The sequence below is a fragment of the Lactococcus sp. FSL K6-0773 genome, assembly GCF_038006485.1.
GTDB classification, from domain to species: Bacteria; Bacillota; Bacilli; order Lactobacillales; family Streptococcaceae; genus Lactococcus; species Lactococcus lactis.
In genome coordinates, this window is the sequence record NZ_JBBOVF010000001.1 from 2032683 (window position 1) to 2052113 (window position 19431).

Annotated in this window: 19 protein-coding genes and 1 pseudogene; 16 read left to right on the plus strand and 4 right to left on the minus strand. The window is 35.3% G+C overall.

Annotated features, from left to right (window positions below; genetic code table 11):
* The first annotated feature begins 94 nt into the window (after window positions 1-94).
* The 11 genes and pseudogenes from yajC to MHB61_RS10135 all read left to right on the plus strand — a co-directional run bounded on the left by yajC (window position 95) and on the right by MHB61_RS10135 (window position 14676).
* A complete protein-coding gene (yajC, locus tag MHB61_RS10085; RefSeq protein WP_003130588.1) occupies window positions 95-427 on the plus strand; it encodes a preprotein translocase subunit YajC in 333 nt (110 codons plus the stop codon).
* Between the two features lie 373 nt (window positions 428-800).
* Window positions 801-1535: an isoprenyl transferase gene (locus MHB61_RS10090; protein WP_003130589.1), complete on the plus strand. Its 735-nt coding sequence runs from the start codon at window positions 801-803 to the stop codon at window positions 1533-1535.
* Complete coding sequence (locus MHB61_RS10095; RefSeq protein ID WP_003130590.1) at window positions 1535-2338, plus strand: phosphatidate cytidylyltransferase; 804 nt, start codon at window positions 1535-1537, stop codon at window positions 2336-2338. The genes MHB61_RS10090 and MHB61_RS10095 overlap by 1 nt, the downstream gene beginning before the upstream one ends.
* A gap of 18 nt (window positions 2339-2356) precedes the next feature.
* Window positions 2357-3643 (plus strand): RIP metalloprotease RseP, encoded by a 1287-nt coding sequence (gene rseP / locus MHB61_RS10100; RefSeq protein ID WP_003130591.1) that lies wholly within the window; start codon window positions 2357-2359, stop codon window positions 3641-3643.
* 69 nt (window positions 3644-3712) lie between these two features.
* Window positions 3713-5563, plus strand: a complete 1851-nt coding sequence (locus MHB61_RS10105) for a proline--tRNA ligase (protein WP_003130592.1) — start codon at window positions 3713-3715, stop codon at window positions 5561-5563.
* A gap of 15 nt (window positions 5564-5578) precedes the next feature.
* On the plus strand, window positions 5579-6865 hold the full coding sequence (locus MHB61_RS10110; protein ID WP_137016098.1) for an NAD(P)/FAD-dependent oxidoreductase: 1287 nt from the start codon (window positions 5579-5581) through the stop codon (window positions 6863-6865).
* Between the two features lie 5 nt (window positions 6866-6870).
* On the plus strand, window positions 6871-7407 hold the full coding sequence (locus tag MHB61_RS10115) for a hypothetical protein (RefSeq protein ID WP_137016100.1): 537 nt from the start codon (window positions 6871-6873) through the stop codon (window positions 7405-7407).
* 172 nt (window positions 7408-7579) lie between these two features.
* Complete coding sequence (locus tag MHB61_RS10120) at window positions 7580-12496, plus strand: PolC-type DNA polymerase III (RefSeq protein WP_170959143.1); 4917 nt, start codon at window positions 7580-7582, stop codon at window positions 12494-12496.
* Window positions 12497-12615: 119 nt separating this feature from the next.
* A pseudogene (gene comGA, locus MHB61_RS10125) lies at window positions 12616-13555 on the plus strand (competence type IV pilus ATPase ComGA).
* Window positions 13449-14522 (plus strand): competence type IV pilus assembly protein ComGB, encoded by a 1074-nt coding sequence (comGB, locus tag MHB61_RS10130; protein ID WP_014570824.1) that lies wholly within the window; start codon window positions 13449-13451, stop codon window positions 14520-14522. The pseudogene comGA and the gene comGB overlap by 107 nt, the downstream one beginning before the upstream one ends.
* 13 nt (window positions 14523-14535) lie before the next feature.
* Window positions 14536-14676: a hypothetical protein gene (locus MHB61_RS10135; protein WP_249351724.1), complete on the plus strand. Its 141-nt coding sequence runs from the start codon at window positions 14536-14538 to the stop codon at window positions 14674-14676.
* Here the strand turns inward: MHB61_RS10135 and MHB61_RS10140 are convergent.
* From MHB61_RS10140 to MHB61_RS10155, 4 genes are all read right to left on the minus strand, one after another.
* Window positions 14673-16130 carry a recombinase family protein gene (locus tag MHB61_RS10140; RefSeq protein ID WP_137016107.1) on the minus strand — a complete coding sequence of 486 codons (1458 nt, stop codon included), beginning with the start codon at window positions 16128-16130 and terminating at the stop codon, window positions 14673-14675. The genes MHB61_RS10135 and MHB61_RS10140 overlap by 4 nt on opposite strands.
* Window positions 16131-16274: 144 nt before the next feature.
* Entirely contained in the window at window positions 16275-16568 is a 294-nt protein-coding gene (locus MHB61_RS10145) for a hypothetical protein (protein ID WP_032947831.1), read from the minus strand.
* 58 nt (window positions 16569-16626) lie between these two features.
* Window positions 16627-17211 (minus strand): hypothetical protein, encoded by a 585-nt coding sequence (locus tag MHB61_RS10150; RefSeq protein ID WP_058212856.1) that lies wholly within the window; start codon window positions 17209-17211, stop codon window positions 16627-16629.
* A gap of 10 nt (window positions 17212-17221) precedes the next feature.
* Entirely contained in the window at window positions 17222-17647 is a 426-nt protein-coding gene (locus tag MHB61_RS10155) for a helix-turn-helix domain-containing protein (protein WP_023164649.1), read from the minus strand.
* A 192-nt stretch (window positions 17648-17839) separates the two neighbouring features.
* On the opposite strand from MHB61_RS10155, the gene MHB61_RS10160 reads away from it, so the two are divergent.
* From MHB61_RS10160 to MHB61_RS10180, 5 genes are read left to right on the plus strand one after another with little or no spacing between them, the layout of a single operon-like run.
* Window positions 17840-18049, plus strand: coding sequence for a helix-turn-helix transcriptional regulator (locus MHB61_RS10160; RefSeq protein WP_023164648.1), 210 nt, complete (start codon window positions 17840-17842; stop codon window positions 18047-18049).
* Window positions 18050-18104: 55 nt separating this feature from the next.
* Window positions 18105-18818: an antA/AntB antirepressor family protein gene (locus MHB61_RS10165; RefSeq protein ID WP_249351727.1), complete on the plus strand. Its 714-nt coding sequence runs from the start codon at window positions 18105-18107 to the stop codon at window positions 18816-18818.
* A 15-nt stretch (window positions 18819-18833) separates the two neighbouring features.
* Complete coding sequence (locus tag MHB61_RS10170; RefSeq protein ID WP_137016111.1) at window positions 18834-19016, plus strand: hypothetical protein; 183 nt, start codon at window positions 18834-18836, stop codon at window positions 19014-19016.
* Entirely contained in the window at window positions 19013-19135 is a 123-nt protein-coding gene (locus MHB61_RS10175; RefSeq protein ID WP_023164646.1) for a hypothetical protein, read from the plus strand. The genes MHB61_RS10170 and MHB61_RS10175 overlap by 4 nt, the downstream gene beginning before the upstream one ends.
* A gap of 12 nt (window positions 19136-19147) precedes the next feature.
* Window positions 19148-19396 (plus strand): hypothetical protein, encoded by a 249-nt coding sequence (locus MHB61_RS10180; protein ID WP_137016113.1) that lies wholly within the window; start codon window positions 19148-19150, stop codon window positions 19394-19396.
* Window positions 19397-19431 lie beyond the last annotated feature (35 nt).

Genomic DNA, 19431 nt, shown 5'->3' on the forward strand with positions numbered 1-19431 from the left:
AGCCTGATTTGACAGAGTTTTCAAACTATGATAGAATAAGAAGAATGTTCGAAAATGAACTTAAATTTGAATAAAACATATAAAGGAGACAGAAATGTCAGGCTTATCTCTTATTTTTATCGTTGTCGTTATGGGTGGGATGATGTTCTTCATGAACCGTCAACAAAAGAAACAACAATCTAAACGCCAAGAACAATTGGATGCAATGCAACCAGGTTCAGAAATCGTAACAATTGGTGGATTGCACGGAATTCTTTCAAGCATTGATTCAGCAAAAGGAACAATTGAACTTGATTGTGAAGGTGTGATTTTGACTTTCGACCGTGCAGCCGTAAAAACTGTAAAAAGTGGTGTAACACCAGAAACAACTGTTGTTGAAGAAACACCGGCCGAAACAAAAGTGGAAAGCCCAATTGAAGAAAACTAATCTCTTTTCTACATTTAATGAGAAAATAGATTTAATTTATTTTCCTGTCAGTTACTGACAGGATTTTTTTATAAAATATTTTACTGACAGATTTATCTGTCAGTTGATTTTAGCAAATAGAATAACTTATGATTACTGACCAATAAAATTTGAGATACAAATCTATATTAAAATATGGTAAAATGGAAAAGTAATACTGTCTTTTTTGAAAAAAACAGTAGAGAAAGTTTTTGAATAAATTGATAAAGAAAAAAATAAGAAGAAGAGAATTTCTTTCTTAGAGTCTTTGGTGTAAATAAAACTTTAATAACCAAAGAGCATAATGGTGAATTTATGATAAATATTTTTGCATAAAATTCTCATGTGAGGTACTATGTTTAATAACTTAAAAAATAAAGAGCAAGAAGAATTACTTCCAGAGCATATCGGAATTATCATGGATGGTAATGGACGATGGGCTAAGCAGAAAGGGAAACCACGAATCTTTGGACACAAAGCAGGAATGGATTCGCTAAAAGATGTTGCTGTTCATGGTGCGAGACGTGGCATAAAAGTGATGACCGTTTATGCTTTTTCCACAGAAAATTGGACAAGACCAGTTGATGAAGTGAAATTCATCATGAGTTTACCTATCGATTTTTATAGTAAATATGTTCCAGTTTTAAAAGAAGAAAATATTCAGATTCGGATGATTGGTGAACGCGAAGGTTTGCCAAAAGCAACGTTAGATTCAATTGACCGTGCGGCTCAAGAAACATCTGAAAATGACGGAATGATTTTGAATTTTGCAATGAATTATGGTGGCCGTCGTGATATTATTTTAGCCATTCAAGAGCTTGCTAAAAGTGGTCAGGATTTAAGTTTACTGACAGAAGAAGAGTTGTCAAAACATCTACAAACTGCTGTTTTGCCTGAAAATCTTCGGGATCCAGACTTGATTATCAGAACATCTGGTGAACAAAGAATGTCTAATTTCTTGACTTGGCAGTCAGCTTATAGTGAATTATATTTTGCGCAAACTGCCTGGCCAGATTTCGATGACAAAGAATTGGACAAGGCTATTTCTGCTTTTCAAAAGCGTGACCGCAGATATGGAGGAGTCAAATAATGATGCAACGAATTATCACAGGAGTAGTTGCGGGAGGAATCTTTTTAGCCCTCTTGCTTCTTGGAGGAGCTTACTTTCAAATTTTAGTCGCTCTGCTTGTTATTATTGCAATGCAAGAGCTATTTAGAATGTATAAATTACAAGTTTTTTCATTTGAAGGAATTTTAGCGACTTTAGCTGCTTTGTCACTTGCTTTGCCAGTCGGTAAACATTGGTTAGGTCTAAATGCTGACGGGGGAGTGATGCTCTTTACACTCTTTTTATTCATGATGTTAACAGGAATGGTCCTTTCAAACGGGAAATATTCTTTTGTTGATGTTGGTTTTCCTTTTCTTTCGGCTTTCTATGTAGGGATTGGTTTTCAAAATTTACTGACAGCACGTCAAACAAGTGTTTATATTGTCTTTTTAGCTCTATTTATCGTTTGGGCGACAGATATCGGGGCCTATGCTTTTGGCCGCTCGCTTAAAGACCGCTTTCCACAAAAACTTTTGCCATCTGTTTCACCAAATAAAACAGTGGTCGGTTCAGTTGGAGGAATTGTTTCAGCCGTTGTTGTTGCCTTAGTCATGTATTTCTTATTTACTAAGGAATTGCCGCAAATTGGCTTTGTGAAACTTGTTATCTTTACAATTATCTTTTCAGTGGTTGGTCAGATTGGTGACCTTGTGGAATCAAGTATTAAACGTCATTTTGGCGTAAAAGATTCAGGTAAAATTTTACCAGGTCATGGTGGAATTCTTGACCGCTTTGACAATTTAATTTTTGTTTTCCCGATTATGCATCTACTTGGACTATTCTAATTTTAAGGGGGAAGTCGATTGATAGAAACACTGATTACTTTTATTATTATCTTTGGTATTATTGTCGCTATCCATGAATATGGCCATCTTTGGTGGGCAAAACGTTCAGGAATTTTAGTGCGTGAATATGCCGTTGGAATGGGCCCGAAAATTTTTGCTCACCAAGCAAAAGATGGGACACTTTACACGATAAGAATTCTTCCACTCGGTGGCTATGTTCGTTTGGCTGGTTGGGGTGATGACAAGACTGAAATCAAAAAAGGACAAGCTGCAAGTCTTGTTGTCAGTAAATCTGAAGTAGTAAATCCAGAAGCTGAAAATTCTGTCAGTAATATCGTCAGAAGAATTAATCTGTCAGAACATGTTGAATTAGAAGAAGCAATTCCAATGTTGATTACTGAATATGATTTTGAAAAAGAACTTTTCATTGAAGGAGAAGTTTTTGGGGAAATCAAACGTTATTCTGTTGATCATGATGCAACAATCATTGAAGAAGATGGAACAGAAGTTCGGATTGCACCACTCGATGTTCAATATCAATCAGCCGGTGTCTTTCATAAAATGTTGACAAACTTCGGTGGTCCTTTGAATAACTTTATTTTAGGAATCATCGCTTTTATCGTTCTAACCTTTGTTCAAGGAGGCGTTCCTTCAACTACTAATGCTATTGGCCAAGTTGAAAAAGGAACACCCGCTTACAATGCTGGCTTAAAAGCTGGTGATAAAATTGAAGCAGTCAATGGAACTAAAACGGCAGATTGGAACAATGTTGTTACTGAAATTTCAGGTTCTAAAGGAAAAGAATTAAAACTTGAAGTTAGCCGTTCAGGCAAATCGGAAACCTTATCAGTTACACCAAAAAAAATGGACGGAAGTTATCGTGTTGGCATTATGCAGTCAATGAAAACAGGTTTCTTTGATAAGATTACAGGTGGCTTTGTTCGAGCAGGCCAATCAGCTACAGCAATCTTTAAAGCTTTAGGAAGTTTGATTGCACGACCGAGTCTTGATAAACTTGGTGGCCCAGTTGCTATATATCAACTCAGTGGCCAAGCCGCGAGAGCAGGTTTGCCGACGATTATTAATCTTTTAGCTATGCTTTCAATTAATTTAGGGATTGTCAATCTTTTTCCTATTCCAGTACTTGATGGTGGAAAAATTGTCCTAAATATTATTGAAGCAATTCGTGGCAAAGCACTCTCACAAGAAAAGGAATCAATCATCACAATGGTAGGAGTTGTCTTCATGCTTGTGCTCTTTGTAGCAGTAACATGGAATGATATTCTCCGAGCCTTTGTAAATTAATATATCTATTCGTCTTCTATTTCAAAAGGAAAGAAGCTGAACCAAACTCATAAAGGAAATTTTAAAATTATGAAACAATCAAAAATGCTTATACCAACCCTTCGGGAAATGCCTTCTGATGCCCAGGTTATCAGCCATGCTTTACTTATGCGCGCAGGATATGTTCGTCAAGTTTCAGCAGGAATTTATGCTTACTTGCCATTAGCAAACCGCGTACTTGAAAAGTTGAAAAATATCATGCGTGAAGAGTTTGACGAAATTGGTGCAGTAGAACTTCTTGCCCCAAGTCTTTTGACAGCTGACCTTTGGCGTGAATCTGGCCGTTATGACACATATGGTGAGGATTTATATAAATTAAAAAACCGTGATAATTCTGATTTTATTTTAGGACCAACACATGAAGAAACAATGACTTCTCTTGTCCGTGATGAAATTACTTCATATAAAAAATTACCACTTAATGTTTACCAAATTGCTCCAAAATTCCGTGATGAAAAACGTCCACGTTATGGACTATTGCGCGGTCGTGAGTTCTTGATGAAAGATGGTTATAGCTACCATGCTGACCAAGATTCATTGGACGAGACTTATAATGATTACAAAAAAGCCTACGAAAAAATCTTTGAACGTGCTGGCTTAAACTTTAAACCAATTATTGCCGATGCTGGAGCAATGGGTGGTAAAGATAGTCAAGAATTTATTGCTATTACAGATGATAGAATCAATCTTGAAAAATGGCTCGTTTTGAGTAAAAATATTACTTCAATCGAAGAAATTCCAGAATCTGTCCTTTCAGAAATCAAAGAAGAACTTGGCAAATGGTTGATTGCCGGTGAAGATACAATTGTCTACGCTGAAGGTGGCGATTATGCGGCAAATATTGAAATGGCCAGCAGTCAATTTGAACCAAATGTAGCTTATACTGAAGAACTTGAACTTGAAAAAGTAGCGACACCAGGTGCTAAAACAATTGATGAAGTTTCAAAATTCCTTGAAATTGATGAAGAACAAACAGTTAAAACATTGGTTTATCACGCAGATGATGAATTAGTGGTTATTTTGTTAAATGGTAATGACCAACTCAACGAAGTCAAATTAACCAATTATCTTGGAGCATCATTTATTGAAGCTGCCAGTGAAGCAGAAGTTGAAGAAAAATTTGGAGCTCATTTTGGTTCACTTGGACCAATCGGGCTTGAAAATGTCAAGATTATTGCTGACCGCAAAGTTGAACAAATTAAAAATGCTGTGGTTGGAGCTAACGTTGATGGTTTCCATTATAAAAATGCTAACTTTGGCCGTGATTATGAAGTTGAAGAGTTTGTTGATTTACGTACAGTTAATGAAGGTGAGATTTCACCAGATGGCCGTGGAACTTTGAAATTTGCGCGTGGTATCGAAATTGGACATATCTTTAAATTAGGAACTCGCTATACAGAAGCGATGAATGCCAATATTCTTGATGCGAATGGTCGTTCAATTCCAATGCTCATGGGTTGTTACGGAATCGGTGTAAGTCGTTTGCTTTCAGCTATTTTGGAACAATTTGCTCGTATCTATGTTGAAAAAACGCCAAGAGAAGAATTTAAATTTAGCTGGTCAATTAATTTCCCTAAAGAATTAGCACCATTTGATATTCATCTTGTTCCAGTTAATGTTAAAGATGAAGCAGCAATGGAATTGACTTCTGAACTTGAAGAAAAATTGCGTGGCAAAGGTTATCAGGTCTTAGTAGATGACCGTAATGAACGTGCAGGTGTTAAATTTGCTGACAGCGATTTGATTGGTTTGCCAGTTCGTGTGACAATCGGTAAAAAAGCTGCTGAGGGTGTTGTTGAAGTTAAAATTCGTGCAACAGGTGAAGTTGTTGAAATTAATAAAGATGAACTTGTCAATACCATTGAAATTTTAAGTAAATAATAAAAGAGATTTACTATGAAAATTGTTATTGTTGGAAGCTCCCACGCCGGAATTACGCTTTATGATAAGCGTAATCAGGTTTCTTTTGTTTCTCAAGGAATTATTTCTTATCTGGCGGGTCAAAAATCTGTCCTTAATCAATCTAGTTATTCATCGGTAGAAGAACTAAAAGCTGCTGGTTTAAACATGCAAATGGAAACGGTGGTTGAAGAGATTGATACCAAAAATAAACGGCTATTTTATCGGAGAGTCAATTCCAAAAAGACGAAACTCGCTCTCTATGATAAATTGATTTTTGCTACGGGTTCTTATCCGGCAATGACCTCTGTTCCTTTTGATAAAAAAAGCAAACTTTACTTTTTAAAAAGTATGGATGATGCAATAAAAACAGATGAATTTCTGAAAACAGCCAAAAATATTGCAGTAATTGGTGGTGGAATGACCGGAGTTGAAGTTGCTCGGATTGCCCAAGAAAGAGGAATTCAGACAACACTCATTCATCGCAATAAAAATCTTTTAAACGATTATCTTGATGAACCAGCAAGTCATTTATTGGAAAGTTGGATGAATGCAGAGGGAATGCGTCTTCTATTAAATACAGAAGTGACAGAAATTGGGTCTGACGAAGAAAATACAATCATTCAAACAGCAAATGGTCAGAAAATTCCTGTTGATGGAGTAATCTTTACGATTGGTTTTCGGCCTAATTCTTATCTTCTGAATCAACAAGTTGAGTTAGGAGATAGCGGAGCGGTTATTGTTGATGAATACATGCAAACCACTTGTCCAGATGTTTTTGCTGTCGGAGATGTTTCAACGACTTATGTTAATTTGTTGGAAAAAAGCTATTATCTGCCACATGCTTCGGATGCTGTTCGCGATGGTGAAATTGCGGCGATTAATTTACTTGCTCCTCACCAAAAAATTAATAGTAGTCAGGGAACTTATCATGTTCCAATGAATAATTTAGTGATGGCTATGACTGGGATTACAATAAGACAGGCAGTTGATGCTGGTTATGATGCAGATGCGGTTCATTTACTAAATGAACACTTAGACGGACATTTACCAAGTAATATTTGGATGATTTATGAGAGACGCACTCATCAAATTCTTGGTTTACAATGTATTGGAAAAACGAGCGATATGGCAGAGTACGTCAATATTTTCTCACTTGCGATTCAACAAGAATTAAAAATTGAGGATATTGAGTTCACAGACTTTTATTTTGAACATGGCTACAAAGACCCTCGGGGTCTCAATCGCATATTAGCTCGACTAGTAAGGGAGAATGAAAGGTAGATTGTGTGGAAACGACTAATAAAGAGATAGTTTATTGTCAAAAAGTGCTTCACTTACTTGAGAATTTGCAGAAAGTTCAACAAAGCATTGAATCTTTTGCTGAACACTCTGATAAGCAAAAAATTCATACTCATCAAAGTCTATCATTGATTTTAAAATTAGCAGTTCTTCTTATTATTTTAGGAGTAGGAATATTTTTAAAGGTGTCATTAGTTCTTTTGTTGGTGATTTCAGTTGTCTATTTATTCATTTTTTGTCTTTTGTTCAGATATGATTCCAAAAAATTTAAAGAAAAATTAGCTTTAGAGGGTGAAAGTTCTCTAAAAATGAAATCTTTAAATGCTGATTTGAACAAACTTAAAGAAGATGAAGAAAAAATTCAGACAGAATTAAATCATTTTCGACGAATTCCCACACAATTTAAAACAATAGAAGCTGTCAGTCATATGATTCGCTATATGAAACGTGGCGAAGCACAGACAGTAGAAGAAGCACTCTATTTTTGGGAAATGGATGAAGAAAATCGCTCAACTGGTAAATAGTTTTACTGACAGCTCTGTCAGTAACTATTAATTTTAAAATAAAATAACTGACAGTTTTGTCAGTTATTTTATTCTTAAAAAAGTATGAAAAGCAACATTTTTTTATGCTATAATGAGAAATGAAATTCTATTTGCTAAGGATAGAAAAAATAAGATAAAGGGTCAAAAAAACATGGAAAATCTGTTTGAAAAATTGATGGAACAAATCAAAATGCCACCAAATTTGCGTCGTTCTAGCCAATTTGAGCATGCTGATATTGAAAATGTTGAAGTGCACACGGCAAGTAAGCTCTGGCACTTTCAGTTAATTTTTGATGAGATTTTACCAATTGATACATATAAATTACTGACAGAACTGACGGAAACTGCTTTTTCGACAATTGCTCGTACAGAAATTTCTGTCAGCAGTCGAAATCAAAATATTGATGAGAAAAATCTGAATGATTATTATCAATATGCACTTACACTTCCAGAATTATGCGATTCTGCTTTTTCAAGTATTTTTAAGAAATATCATCTTGAAAAGGAAGAAGAAAAAATTCACTTAATGGTGGAAGATAATCCGCAAATGGATTTTTTTGTGGAAAAATATTTTCCAATTCTAGAGGAAAAATTTAAGTCTTTCGGTTTTGGAGAATTAAGAATAACCCCTCTAGTTGACCAGGAGCTGACAGAAACGCAAGCAGCTGCTCACGCTGAAAAAGTTGCGGCTCGCTTGGCGGCTCAAACTGCAGAACAAGCCCAAATTTCTGAAATCAAAAAACAACGTTCAGAAGAACGGGAAAGCAAAAATACCAGAGAAGCAAAACCAGAATTTGTGGAAACAGCACTTTCTGACGGCATTTTCTTTGGCCGAAAAATCAGCGGACAAAGTCCTATTACCAGCATGTCTTTTATTGCTGGAGAAGGTTTTGGCGTTATTTTTGAGGGTCTTGTTTTTGAAGCCGCACACCGTGAGTTTACGGGAAAAGAATCAGGGAAAGTCAACCATATTTTAGAATTAAAAATGGCTGATGAAACTTCAACTTTTATGATTTCAAAATGGGGTCGTAAGGATGAAGAAATTGCCCAATTTGACCAAATTGTCAGTACTGTCAAAGCTATGAATGAAAAAATTATAGCTGACCGTACTGATGGAGAAGATAATTTTACTGACAGCTTATCTGATGCTCTTTGGTTGCGTGTACAAGGAAATATTGAACACGACAAATACAAAGATGATTTGGTGATGACCGCTAATGCGGTTGTGGAAATTAAACCTAAACCAACCATTGACCGTGTTGCTCTTCAAATCAAAGCTGTAAAATCAGATAAAATTCAATTAGGTCGCGAAATCAAAAATAATGAACCCGTCACTCCGATGCGTTCTGTCAGTGAATTTTCGACTAACGGACCAGTTGTTTTTGAAGGATATATCTTTAAAGGCGAACTCCGTGAAATTAAATCACGTAAAACAGGAAATATTAGTTACCTTCTTGAATTTGAAATGACTGATTACACTTCAAGTTTTTATGTTCAGAAATGGCTACGTGGCGAAGAAGAAATTCAGCTAGCCAAACAAATTAAAGCGGGACTATGGTGTCGAGTCCGCGGGAATGTTCAACGGGACAATTTCAAAAATGATTTAGTCCTACAATTGACTGATTTGATTGAAATTCCGACACAAAATGTTCGTGAAGACAAATCAGATGAAAAACGTGTTGAATTTCACGCGCATACTAATATGAGTCAAATGGACGCCATTCCTTCTGCTTCTAGTTTGGTTGCTCAGGCTGCTAAATGGGGACATAAAGCTATTGCAATTACTGACCATGGTGGTTTGCAATCTTTCCCTGAAGCTCACTCGGCTGGAAAGAAGAATGGCGTCAAGATTATCTATGGCGTCGAAGCCAATCTTGTTGAAGATAAAATTCCGATTGTTTACAATGAAACTGACGTTGACATGTATGAATCAACTTATGTTGTATTCGACGTGGAAACAACAGGACTTTCGGCAGTTCATAATGATTTGATTCAGATTGCGGCAACAAAAATGCACAAAGGGAATCCAATTGATGAATTTGATGAATTTATCAATCCAGGATATCGTTTGAGCGAATTTACAACAGAATTAACCGGAATTACAGATGACCATGTCAAAAATGCCAAACCATTATATGAAGTTCTAACAAAATTCCAAAAGTTTTGTGAAGGAACAATTCTTGTTGCCCACAATGCAACATTTGACGTGGGCTTCATGAATATGAACTATTCACGAAATGGTCTGCCGATTATCACGCAACCAGTGGTTGATACCCTTGAATTTGCCCGTAATCTCTACCCAGAAATGAAACGTTTTGGTTTGGGTCAATTGACTAAGAAATTCCAAATTGGACTTGAATATCACCATATGGCCAACTTTGATGCGGAAGCAACCGGACGTTTGCTCTTTGTATTTTTGGAAGAATTACGTACTAGAAATACAGGATGGACAAGTCTTTTAGAACTTAATGTCAAATTGGTCAGTGAAGATTCTTATAAAAAAGTTCGTCCAAAACACGTGACTTTATATGCCAAGACACAAGAAGGTTTAAAAAATCTCTTTAAAATTGTTAGTTTTGGGAATGTTAAATATTATGCTGGTCTTCCTCGGGTTCCACGTTCTGTTTTAGAAGCCAACCGTGAAGGTTTGTTGGTCGGTTCGGCCTGCGAAATTGGTGAAGTTTTTGATGCAGCAATCAATAAAACATTTGAAGAAACGCTTGAAATCGCCAAGTTTTATGATTTTATCGAAGTATTTCCACCAGCTCTTTATCGTTCACTTGTTGTTGGTGGTTCTTTCAAATCAGAAAAAGAATTGGAACAAACGCTTAAAGATTTGATAAAAATTGGTAAGACTTTAGGCAAGCCAGTTCTGGCCACAGGTAATTTACATTATTTGAACCCAGAAGATGCTATTTATCGAGAAATTATTGTTCGCTCACTTGGTCTTGGAGCTGAAATTAACTGGACTCAAGGACACGGGGAACATGCCAAACCTCTTCCGTTACCCGAAGCTCATTTTAGAACAACTGATGAAATGCTTGAAGCCTTTAGTTTTCTTGATGAGAAGACCGCGCGTGAAATTGTCATTGACAATACGCAAAAATTGGCCGATGAATTTGATGTTTTGACTCCAGTTCGGGATGATTTATATACACCTAAGATGGTTTTTGATGGAGGAGAAACCTCCGAAGAACGGATTGTTCGCTTAACCTATGAAAAAGCACATGAGTGGTATGGTAATCCATTGCCAGATATTATTGACGCACGACTTGAAAAAGAACTTCGATCGATTTTAGGAAATGGTTTCTCAGTTGTTTATATTATTTCACAAGAACTTGTAAAACGTTCTAATGACCGAGGCTATATCGTTGGTTCACGGGGTTCTGTTGGTTCATCACTTGTTGCGACAATGATTGGGATTACCGAAGTAAATCCCTTGGCTCCACATTATCGTTGCCCAGAATGTCAATATTTTGAATGCTATGATGATGGATCTTTCGGTTCTGGTTATGACATGCCAGATAAAAATTGCCCTAAATGTGATCATAAACTCATCAAAGATGGGCATGATATTCCTTTTGAAACTTTCTTAGGTTTCAAGGGAGACAAAGTTCCCGATATCGATTTGAACTTCTCTGGGGATGATCAACCTCTTGCTCACTTGGACGTTCGAGATATCTTTGGTGAAGATTATGCCTTTCGAGCAGGAACAATTGGTACGGTTGCTGAAAAAACAGCCTTTGGTTTTGTCAAAGGATATGAACGTGATTATGATCAATTTTATGGAAATGCAGAAATTGACCGCTTAGCTGCTGGATCAACTGGTGTTAAACGAACAACAGGACAGCACCCAGGTGGGATTATCGTTATTCCAAATTATATGGATGTTTATGATTTTTCTCCTGTACAATTTCCGGCCGATGATGTTAATGCCGAATGGCAAACGACTCACTTTGATTTCCATGCGATTCATGACAATATCTTAAAACTTGACATCCTTGGACATGATGACCCCACGATGATTCGAAAATTACAAAGTCTCTCTGGTATTGTTCCTCAAGATATTCCAATGGATGACCCAGGAGTGATGAAGCTTTTCACTGGGACAGAATCTTTGGGCTTGACCGAAGAACAGTTAGGGGTAAAATTAGGAACTTTGGGAATCCCTGAAATGGGAACTTTCACCTCAATGAACATGATTGCCGAAGCCAAACCTAAAAACTTCGCAGATTTACTCCAAATTTCTGGACTTTCACACGGAACGGACGTTTGGTCAGGAAATGCTCAAGATTTAATTCGTTCAGGGATTGCCGACTTATCAAGCGTTATTGGCTGTCGGGATGATATCATGGTTTATCTTATTCATAAGGGGCTAGAAAACGGTCTTGCTTTTACAATTATGGAACGGGTGCGTAAGGGAATGTGGAATAAAATTCCCGCCGAAGAACGTGAAAAATATGTAGAAGCTATGCGAGAACATGATGTTCCTGAATGGTACATTGAGTCTTGTTCAAAGATTAAATACATGTTCCCTAAAGCCCATGCGGCAGCCTATATTATGATGGCTTTACGGGTAGCTTATTTCAAAGTTCATCATCCAATATTGTATTATTGTGCATGGTTCTCTATTAGAGCAACTGCCTTTGATATTGGGGTAATGGGAGCAGGTCTTGAAGCAGTCAAAGCCAAAATGAAAGAAATTAAAGATAAAGGTTTTGATGCAACAAATGTTGAAACTAACCTCTATACGACTTTAGAGCTTTGTAATGAAATGTTAGAGCGTGGTTTCACTTTTGGTAAAATTGACCTTTATCGCTCGGAGGCTACTGAGTTTGTTATTGATGGTGATACTTTAATTCCGCCATTTGTAACAATGGACGGATTGGGTGAAAACGTAGCAAAACAAATCGTTGCAGCGCGTGCTGAAGGTGAATTTTTAAGTAAAATGGAACTTCGTAAGCGTGGTGGTGTTTCACAAACGATTATTGAAAACATGACCAATATGGGTATTCTTGAAGGAATGCCTGATGATAATCAATTAAGTCTATTTGATGATTTCTTTTGATTTTTATAAAATACTCTTATCTTAAATGATGAGAGTATTTTTATTTTTAGAAATAACAAAATGTCGAAAAATTTTCGGCTTTTTTGTTACATTAACTGATTATTTGCGTATAGTCTAGTATGATACCAAAAATGGCAAAAGAATTAATTCAAAGAGCAATTGATAGAGGTGCAATCAGATATTTATCTGATTGCATCAAAAGAAAAGTATAAACTTTATTTTCGACAAATGACAGCACGTGATCTGGTAGAAGAAATTGGGTTAGAAGTTGGCTTAGCACTACTTACTCACTTTAAGTTTCTAGCTGGGATGAATACAGGAGAACGCAGACGAGTTCAATTGGGAGCTTATTGGTATGAATTAGAGGAAAGTAATGCAAAACGTTTGCGTCTTTCGACAGTGGGGGATTTCGAGGGTAATGAATCTTTAGTAATACGTCTCTTGCATGATCAAAACAAAAAACTTGATTTTTGGTTTGATGAAGAGCTAGAGAATTATGATTGTAAAAGAGGATTGCATCTCTTTGCCGGTCCAGTAGGCTCGGGCAAAACATCTTTAATGTTTGATTTAGCTCGTCGTCATTTTACAGATTTACAAGTTATCACTATTGAAGAACCCGTTGAGTTGATTGATTCCGATTTTATTCAGTTACAAGTCAACGAAGTCATTGGTAATAGTTATGATGAATTAATTAAATTATCACTGAGGCATCGCCCAGATTTGTTAATCGTTGGTGAAATTCGTGATAAATTGACCGCTCAAGCAGTTTTACGGGCTAGTTTGACAGGTTATACAGTGTTTTCAACCGTTCATGCCTCTTCTGTTAGAGGTGTCATTCAGAGATTATCAGAGCTGGGTTTAAGTCATTGGGAAATAAAAAATGCTTTATCAAGTGTTGTTTATCAGCGTTTAATAGCTGGAAAAGGAGTATTAGACATTGCCAAAAACGAATTTGAGTCTTGGTCATCAGAAAATTGGAATAAAAAAATTGATCAGCTACTTACAAATGGATATCTCACACCTACTGAAGCCAAGAGGGAAAAAATTAAGGCTGATTAAACAAGCCAAACTTATCCAACTGATGGGAAATCTTTTGAATAGTGGATTTAATTTAGGAGAAGTGATAAATTTCTTATCTTTATCAAAACTTGTGGAAAAAAAATTTACATTGAAAATGAAAGAAGGTCTCGCTTCTGGTCAAGCTTTATCAGAGCTTTTAGAAAGTCTTTCATTTTCTAAAAATGTGGTGACACAACTTGCTTTGGTAGAAGTGCATGGTAACTTGTCAGGGACGATGCAATTGGTTGAACTTCATCTAAAAAAACAGCTTAAAGTTAAAAATAAATTAGTGGAAGTTGCTACTTATCCAATATTGTTATTAATTTTTCTGGTTGGAATTATGTGGGGCTTAAAAAATTATTTACTACCACAACTCAATAGTGGCAGTAACTTTGCTACTCTATTGATTAATCATTTACCCTTAGTATTTTTTTCGTTTGGAGCTTTTATATTTTTACTGACAGCTTTGTCAGTAACTCTTTTTAAACGAAAATCAGCAATAATGAATTTTACCTTTCTTGTTAAATTACCTCTGGTTCATTCTTTTATCCGTTTATATTTAACAGCTTACTTTGCAAGAGAATGGGGAAATCTAATTGCTCAAGGTGTTGAATTACGTCAAATTATTAACTTGATGAAAAAACAAAAAAGTCGAATTTTTTCAGAAGTTGGCAAGAATCTTGATTTAGAATTGAATGCTGGTCGGTCTTTTGAACAAGCTGTCAGTAAACTTGCGCTTTTTTTACCCGAGCTCTCATTAATGATTGAATATGGAGCTATTAAAGATAAATTAGGCTTAGAGCTTTCGCTTTATGCGGATGAATGTTGGGAACATTTTTTTACAAAGATAGATCGTTTAATGCAATTAATCCAACCTCTTGTTTTTATTTTCGTAGCATTGATGATTATTTTGCTATATGCAGCCATGTTACTCCCCATCTATTCAAATATGGGTTCTGGAATATAGAAAGGATGAAAAAATGGAAAGAACAAAGAAGTTTATTTTAAAAAAAATACAAAAAATATTTTTATTCGTTAAAATTTGTGAAAAAAAATGCCGTCAGAAAGAGCTAAAAGCTTTTACTTTGATAGAGATGAGCGAAATAAAAACTCGCAATTAAGCGAGTTGGAATTTAAATATGATATCTATATTATCAGCGGTAACATCAACTTTTGATATAAGATTATTAACAATTTTCTTTTTATCTTCATAAGAAATTTTGCTAATAGGAGTTTCTCCTAGTTCAGATTTAACTAAGTCAAATATCTCAGAAGTAGAAGGCTTATCAACTTCATTTATTTTTGCTTGAATTAATTTTTTCTCTCCTTGCAACATTTCCGTTCGCTTTTTTAAATCATCCATTGTAATAAAATCATTTAGATATAGGTCTGAGTTTTTTTGAATTTTATTATTAATAGATTTGAGTTGCTTTTGAAATCCTGATGTATCAACTTTTGATTCTTCTTTTATATTTAAAATTTTTCTTAATTTCTTATCACTCTTTTGAAATCCATTTAGTGTTTTTAAAACAATATCTTCAATCCATTGCATATCATAAGCTCCTGAATCACACTTCTTATTATCATTATAAGTAGTCACTCCTTTAGTTTTTCTGGGGAATCTATTAACACATTGGTATTTCATTGTACGGCTTCCGTCTTTTCTCCTATGGCCCAAAACAATCCTCAAAGGAGCGCCACAATAACCGCAACGAGCTATTCCAGAAAGCAGATACTTTGCCTGAAAAGGTCTTGGATTGTTATTTTTTTCATAGGTTTGTTGCTGACGGGCTTCTAGTTCCTTTTGGACACTTAAATAAGTTTCATGAGAAATAATTGGCTTATGCAACCCTTCAAAAGTATTGTTTTTATATTTTATATAGCCACAATATACGGGATTATCAAGAGTTTGCCGTATTGTTCGATACGACCAAGGCAGTTCTTTTGCGATATGTCCATCTTCATTAAGCTTATCCCTTAACTTAGTAATTGAAGTTCCTTTTAGATATTCGTTAAATATTTGTTCTACAATTGATGCTTCTAAAGGATTTATTTCCAATATTCCAGTTTCCTGATTATGAGAATATCCAAATGCTGTCTTTGCCCACATCATAGATTTACCAGACTTGGCTCGTCCGATTTTTCCCATAGTCATCCGTTCTTTAATATTTTCACGTTCAAACTCATTAATTGCTGACAGAATTGTTAAGAATAAACTACCCATAGCAGAGGAAGTATCTATACTTTCGCTTAAGGAAATAAAGTCTATTTCATTTTTTGTAAAGACGTCTTTAACTAAATACAGAGTATCCCTTACACTCCTTGAAAGTCTGTCTAGTTTATAGACAATCACTGTATCAAATTTTTTTAAGCCTATGTCAGTAATCATTTTTTCCATTGCGGGGCGTGTTAGTTTTGAACCAGAAAATCCGGCATCTGTATATATTTCTGAAACTTTCCAGTCCATTGCCTCACAGTACATCTTTAATTTATCTATCTGCTCATCTATAGAGTATCCTTCCTCTGCTTGGTTCGTTGTTGATACTCTGGTATAAATAGCTACCTTCTTACTCATTTGCTTTTTGCTCCAATTCTGTGTTAAAATTGAGCATAGTAAAACATCACATCTTTTGTGTGTCTTGCTATACATTTGTGATTAAGTCCTCCTCCTCGACCAAAACTTGGAGGACTTTTTTTATTTTTTGTTAAGTTCATAATTTTAAGCAGAAAAGTTATTCCCACAATCATGACAGAAGAACGTTTGCTTTTTACCTGAAAACCATTTTTTAGATCGCCATACATAGCCTTTATTTTGTGCAGCTTTAATGATTGCCATATACCAGTCCACAAAAATAAATAACATAAGTCCAACTGCCCACTTCATAAAGATATGCATGAAATAGAATATCCCGAAGAAAATCATACCAAGACATCCCCAGCCCATTTTACTTTTTTGGCTAGATAATTGAACGTGTGTACTTCCGCATTTAGGGCATTTTCTATTAACTCCCATAATACTCCTTTACTCCTAGCAGCTTTTAACGAGGTTCAGAGCTTGCTCGTAGATTAATTTATGCTACACCTAATAGTTCTTGAAATTCTCTCTCAGCTAAGTCATAAAAAGAGTGGTTAAGATGATAGGCTTCTAAAAAATTATAAATATTAATTGACTCAATAATATCAAAATAACTAATATAATCAACAGCAAATTTGTGTATTTGCTCTTTTTTTATTTTTATATTAATTTCATCCACAAAAATTTCATTTATTGCTTCATACATTTCATTAAATTCTTTTGAAATGATAGAATAGGCAAAATCATATGGGCAACCAGTAATTTCTATGAATAAATTAAAGTGGGAATAATCTCCACCTTGTTTCTCAAACATGTCCCAAAGAAGGAGTATTGCTTCCCGATGGGCTCGACTTTCGTTTGGGCTTGTTGTATCACAATCTCCACCTCTGTAATCATCATGGTTAAGTATATGTGATAATTCATGAGCGTGATCAAAAGGTCGTGCATTTTTTTCGTATCCACCCAGACCAAGCAAAGGGGCAACCCAAGCTACTTGATTATTCCAATCCCCCAATCGGTAATCAATATGCTGATTCTCAATTTCACAAATCAGTAAGCTATTTAGTTCCTGTTCATCCATAGCTCACCTCTTATTTATTATTATTATTATCTATATCTTTAGCTTTTTGAGTAATTTCGTCCCAACGGTCAGCAAACACAAGGCGAATCATCGCTTTATCTTTTTCTGTCAGTGGACGTCCACCAGAAGAAACTAATTTATCCCAAACGGCATCATCGTCAGTATTGGCAAGTTCAGATAGGTCTATCGGTTCCATATTTTCACCAGTTTTATTATCTCTACGCTCAACAAGGTCTGACTTTTCAATTCCAAAATAATTTGCCATCATTTCAATTTTGTCAATACGAGGATAACTTCTGCCTTGAATCCAGTTTCTAATAGTTGTGTAATTTATTCCAAGGTCTTCGGCAAGTTTAACTGAGTTTATTCCTTTTTTATCTAAATAATATTGAATATTCTCCGCCATTACCATAAGATTTCCTAAGTCTGAAGGCATATATTTTCTCCTTAATAGTGTTTAAGTGTATTTTACACTTTAATTGTAATTTTTTCAAGCATTTTTGTAGATAAACACAAATAAATAGTAATTATTTAATAAAAAGTAGTAAAAAAAACTACTTTTCTCTTGACAACTACATTTTAATGCTATATAATTAACTCATAAATAAAAAAAGAGAGGAGAAGCGATATGCCAGAGACTTACACCTTAAAGCAATTGCGAGGGGTTAATGGAATGACTCAAGATGAGGTAGCTGAAAAACTAGAGGTCTCAAAGTTTACGTGGGCAAATTGGGAGTCAGGAAAAACTGCTCCAGATTTTTGGCAATTACAAAAAATAAAAATACTATTTAATGTCGCTATTGACGACATTAAATTTTTACCAAAAACTAGTGTTTAAAACTACATTTTTGATATTTTATAGTATTTAAAACATATTTACGGAAGGAATAGTAATGAATCAAATTATCAAAATTAAACAAAACAAAAATAATGAACAAGTTGTCAGTGCAAGAGAATTGCATAAAATTCTCGGAGTAAAAACGAGGTTTGCTGAATGGTGGACTCAAAATTCAAAACTTCTTATCGAACATGAAGATTTTGAGGGTGTAGTTATAACTGCACCCTATAACCCAAAGTTTCCAGATAAAGTTCAACAACTTCAAGACTATGCAGTTACTGCAGATAACGCAAAACATCTAGCCATGCAAAGTCAAACTAAAAAAAGTCGTGAGATTAGAGATTACTTTATCCAAGTTGAAAAAGATTTTAAAAATCAACTGGCAGCTCCAAGAACACAACGGGAACTTGTTCAATTAGCATTATCAGCTAATGAAGAAACTAACCAACGACTAGATGTTGTTGAGGAAGAGATTCATGAAATTAAAGAAAATAAATTGATTACAACTGAGGATAAAGGAACTATTGATTCTCACGTTCGCAAAAAAGTAGCAAGTATTTGTCGAGAGCAACGCCTTGACCAACAAGCGAAAAGTTTACTTTTTCAGGATTTAGGCTCAAGCATTAAACGGTTGTTCAATGTGCCTAATAGAGGGCGAATTAAAGATAAAGACTTCATGAAAGTTCTTGATTTCGTTGATACATGGGAGCCGTCATCAGTAACGAAAGCGCAAATTCATCAACTTAGCTTATTTGACGAAACGGCTTAGAAAGGAGCGTGAGATATGGCTACAAAACAAACAAACCTGAACCCAACAGTCACTTTTTGGTCAGAGGGAAAAACAAACAGCATGAATCAAGAGCAGTTTGACAATTGGAAAAAGAAAACTCCTTGGCCAAACGATTCTTTAAAAATTTTAGTCGATGCAGTCTTAAGTCGTAAAGAGAATAAAAAGGAGATTGCATGATATTTAGAATTGTTGACCCTGATACTGGAGAAATTCTTGATAGGGAGTTCTTAGTAGAAAAAGAGGCTATACGGAATTTTAAAATAAAAGCCAAACGCCTAAATGCAGTTATTCGTTAGATAGGAGAAAAAATGTTCGGATTTAAAACAGAAGAAGAAAAAGAAATTCTTGCTGATTACAATAATGTAGTCCGTGATATGAAAGAGTTGAAGGACCTGGTAGATCAAATGTCAGCTACAATCGCAACACAAGCTCAAATGATTGGTACAAGAGATCAATTGCTCGATGAAGCATATTTAAAACTTGAATCAGCCGAAACAGAATTAATTATTCGTCGCAAAAATGATGAATTTCGTCAAAAGTTAACAGTAGCAAAATAAAAAAGCCCGCACGGGAATGCGGACTAAGACGTGAT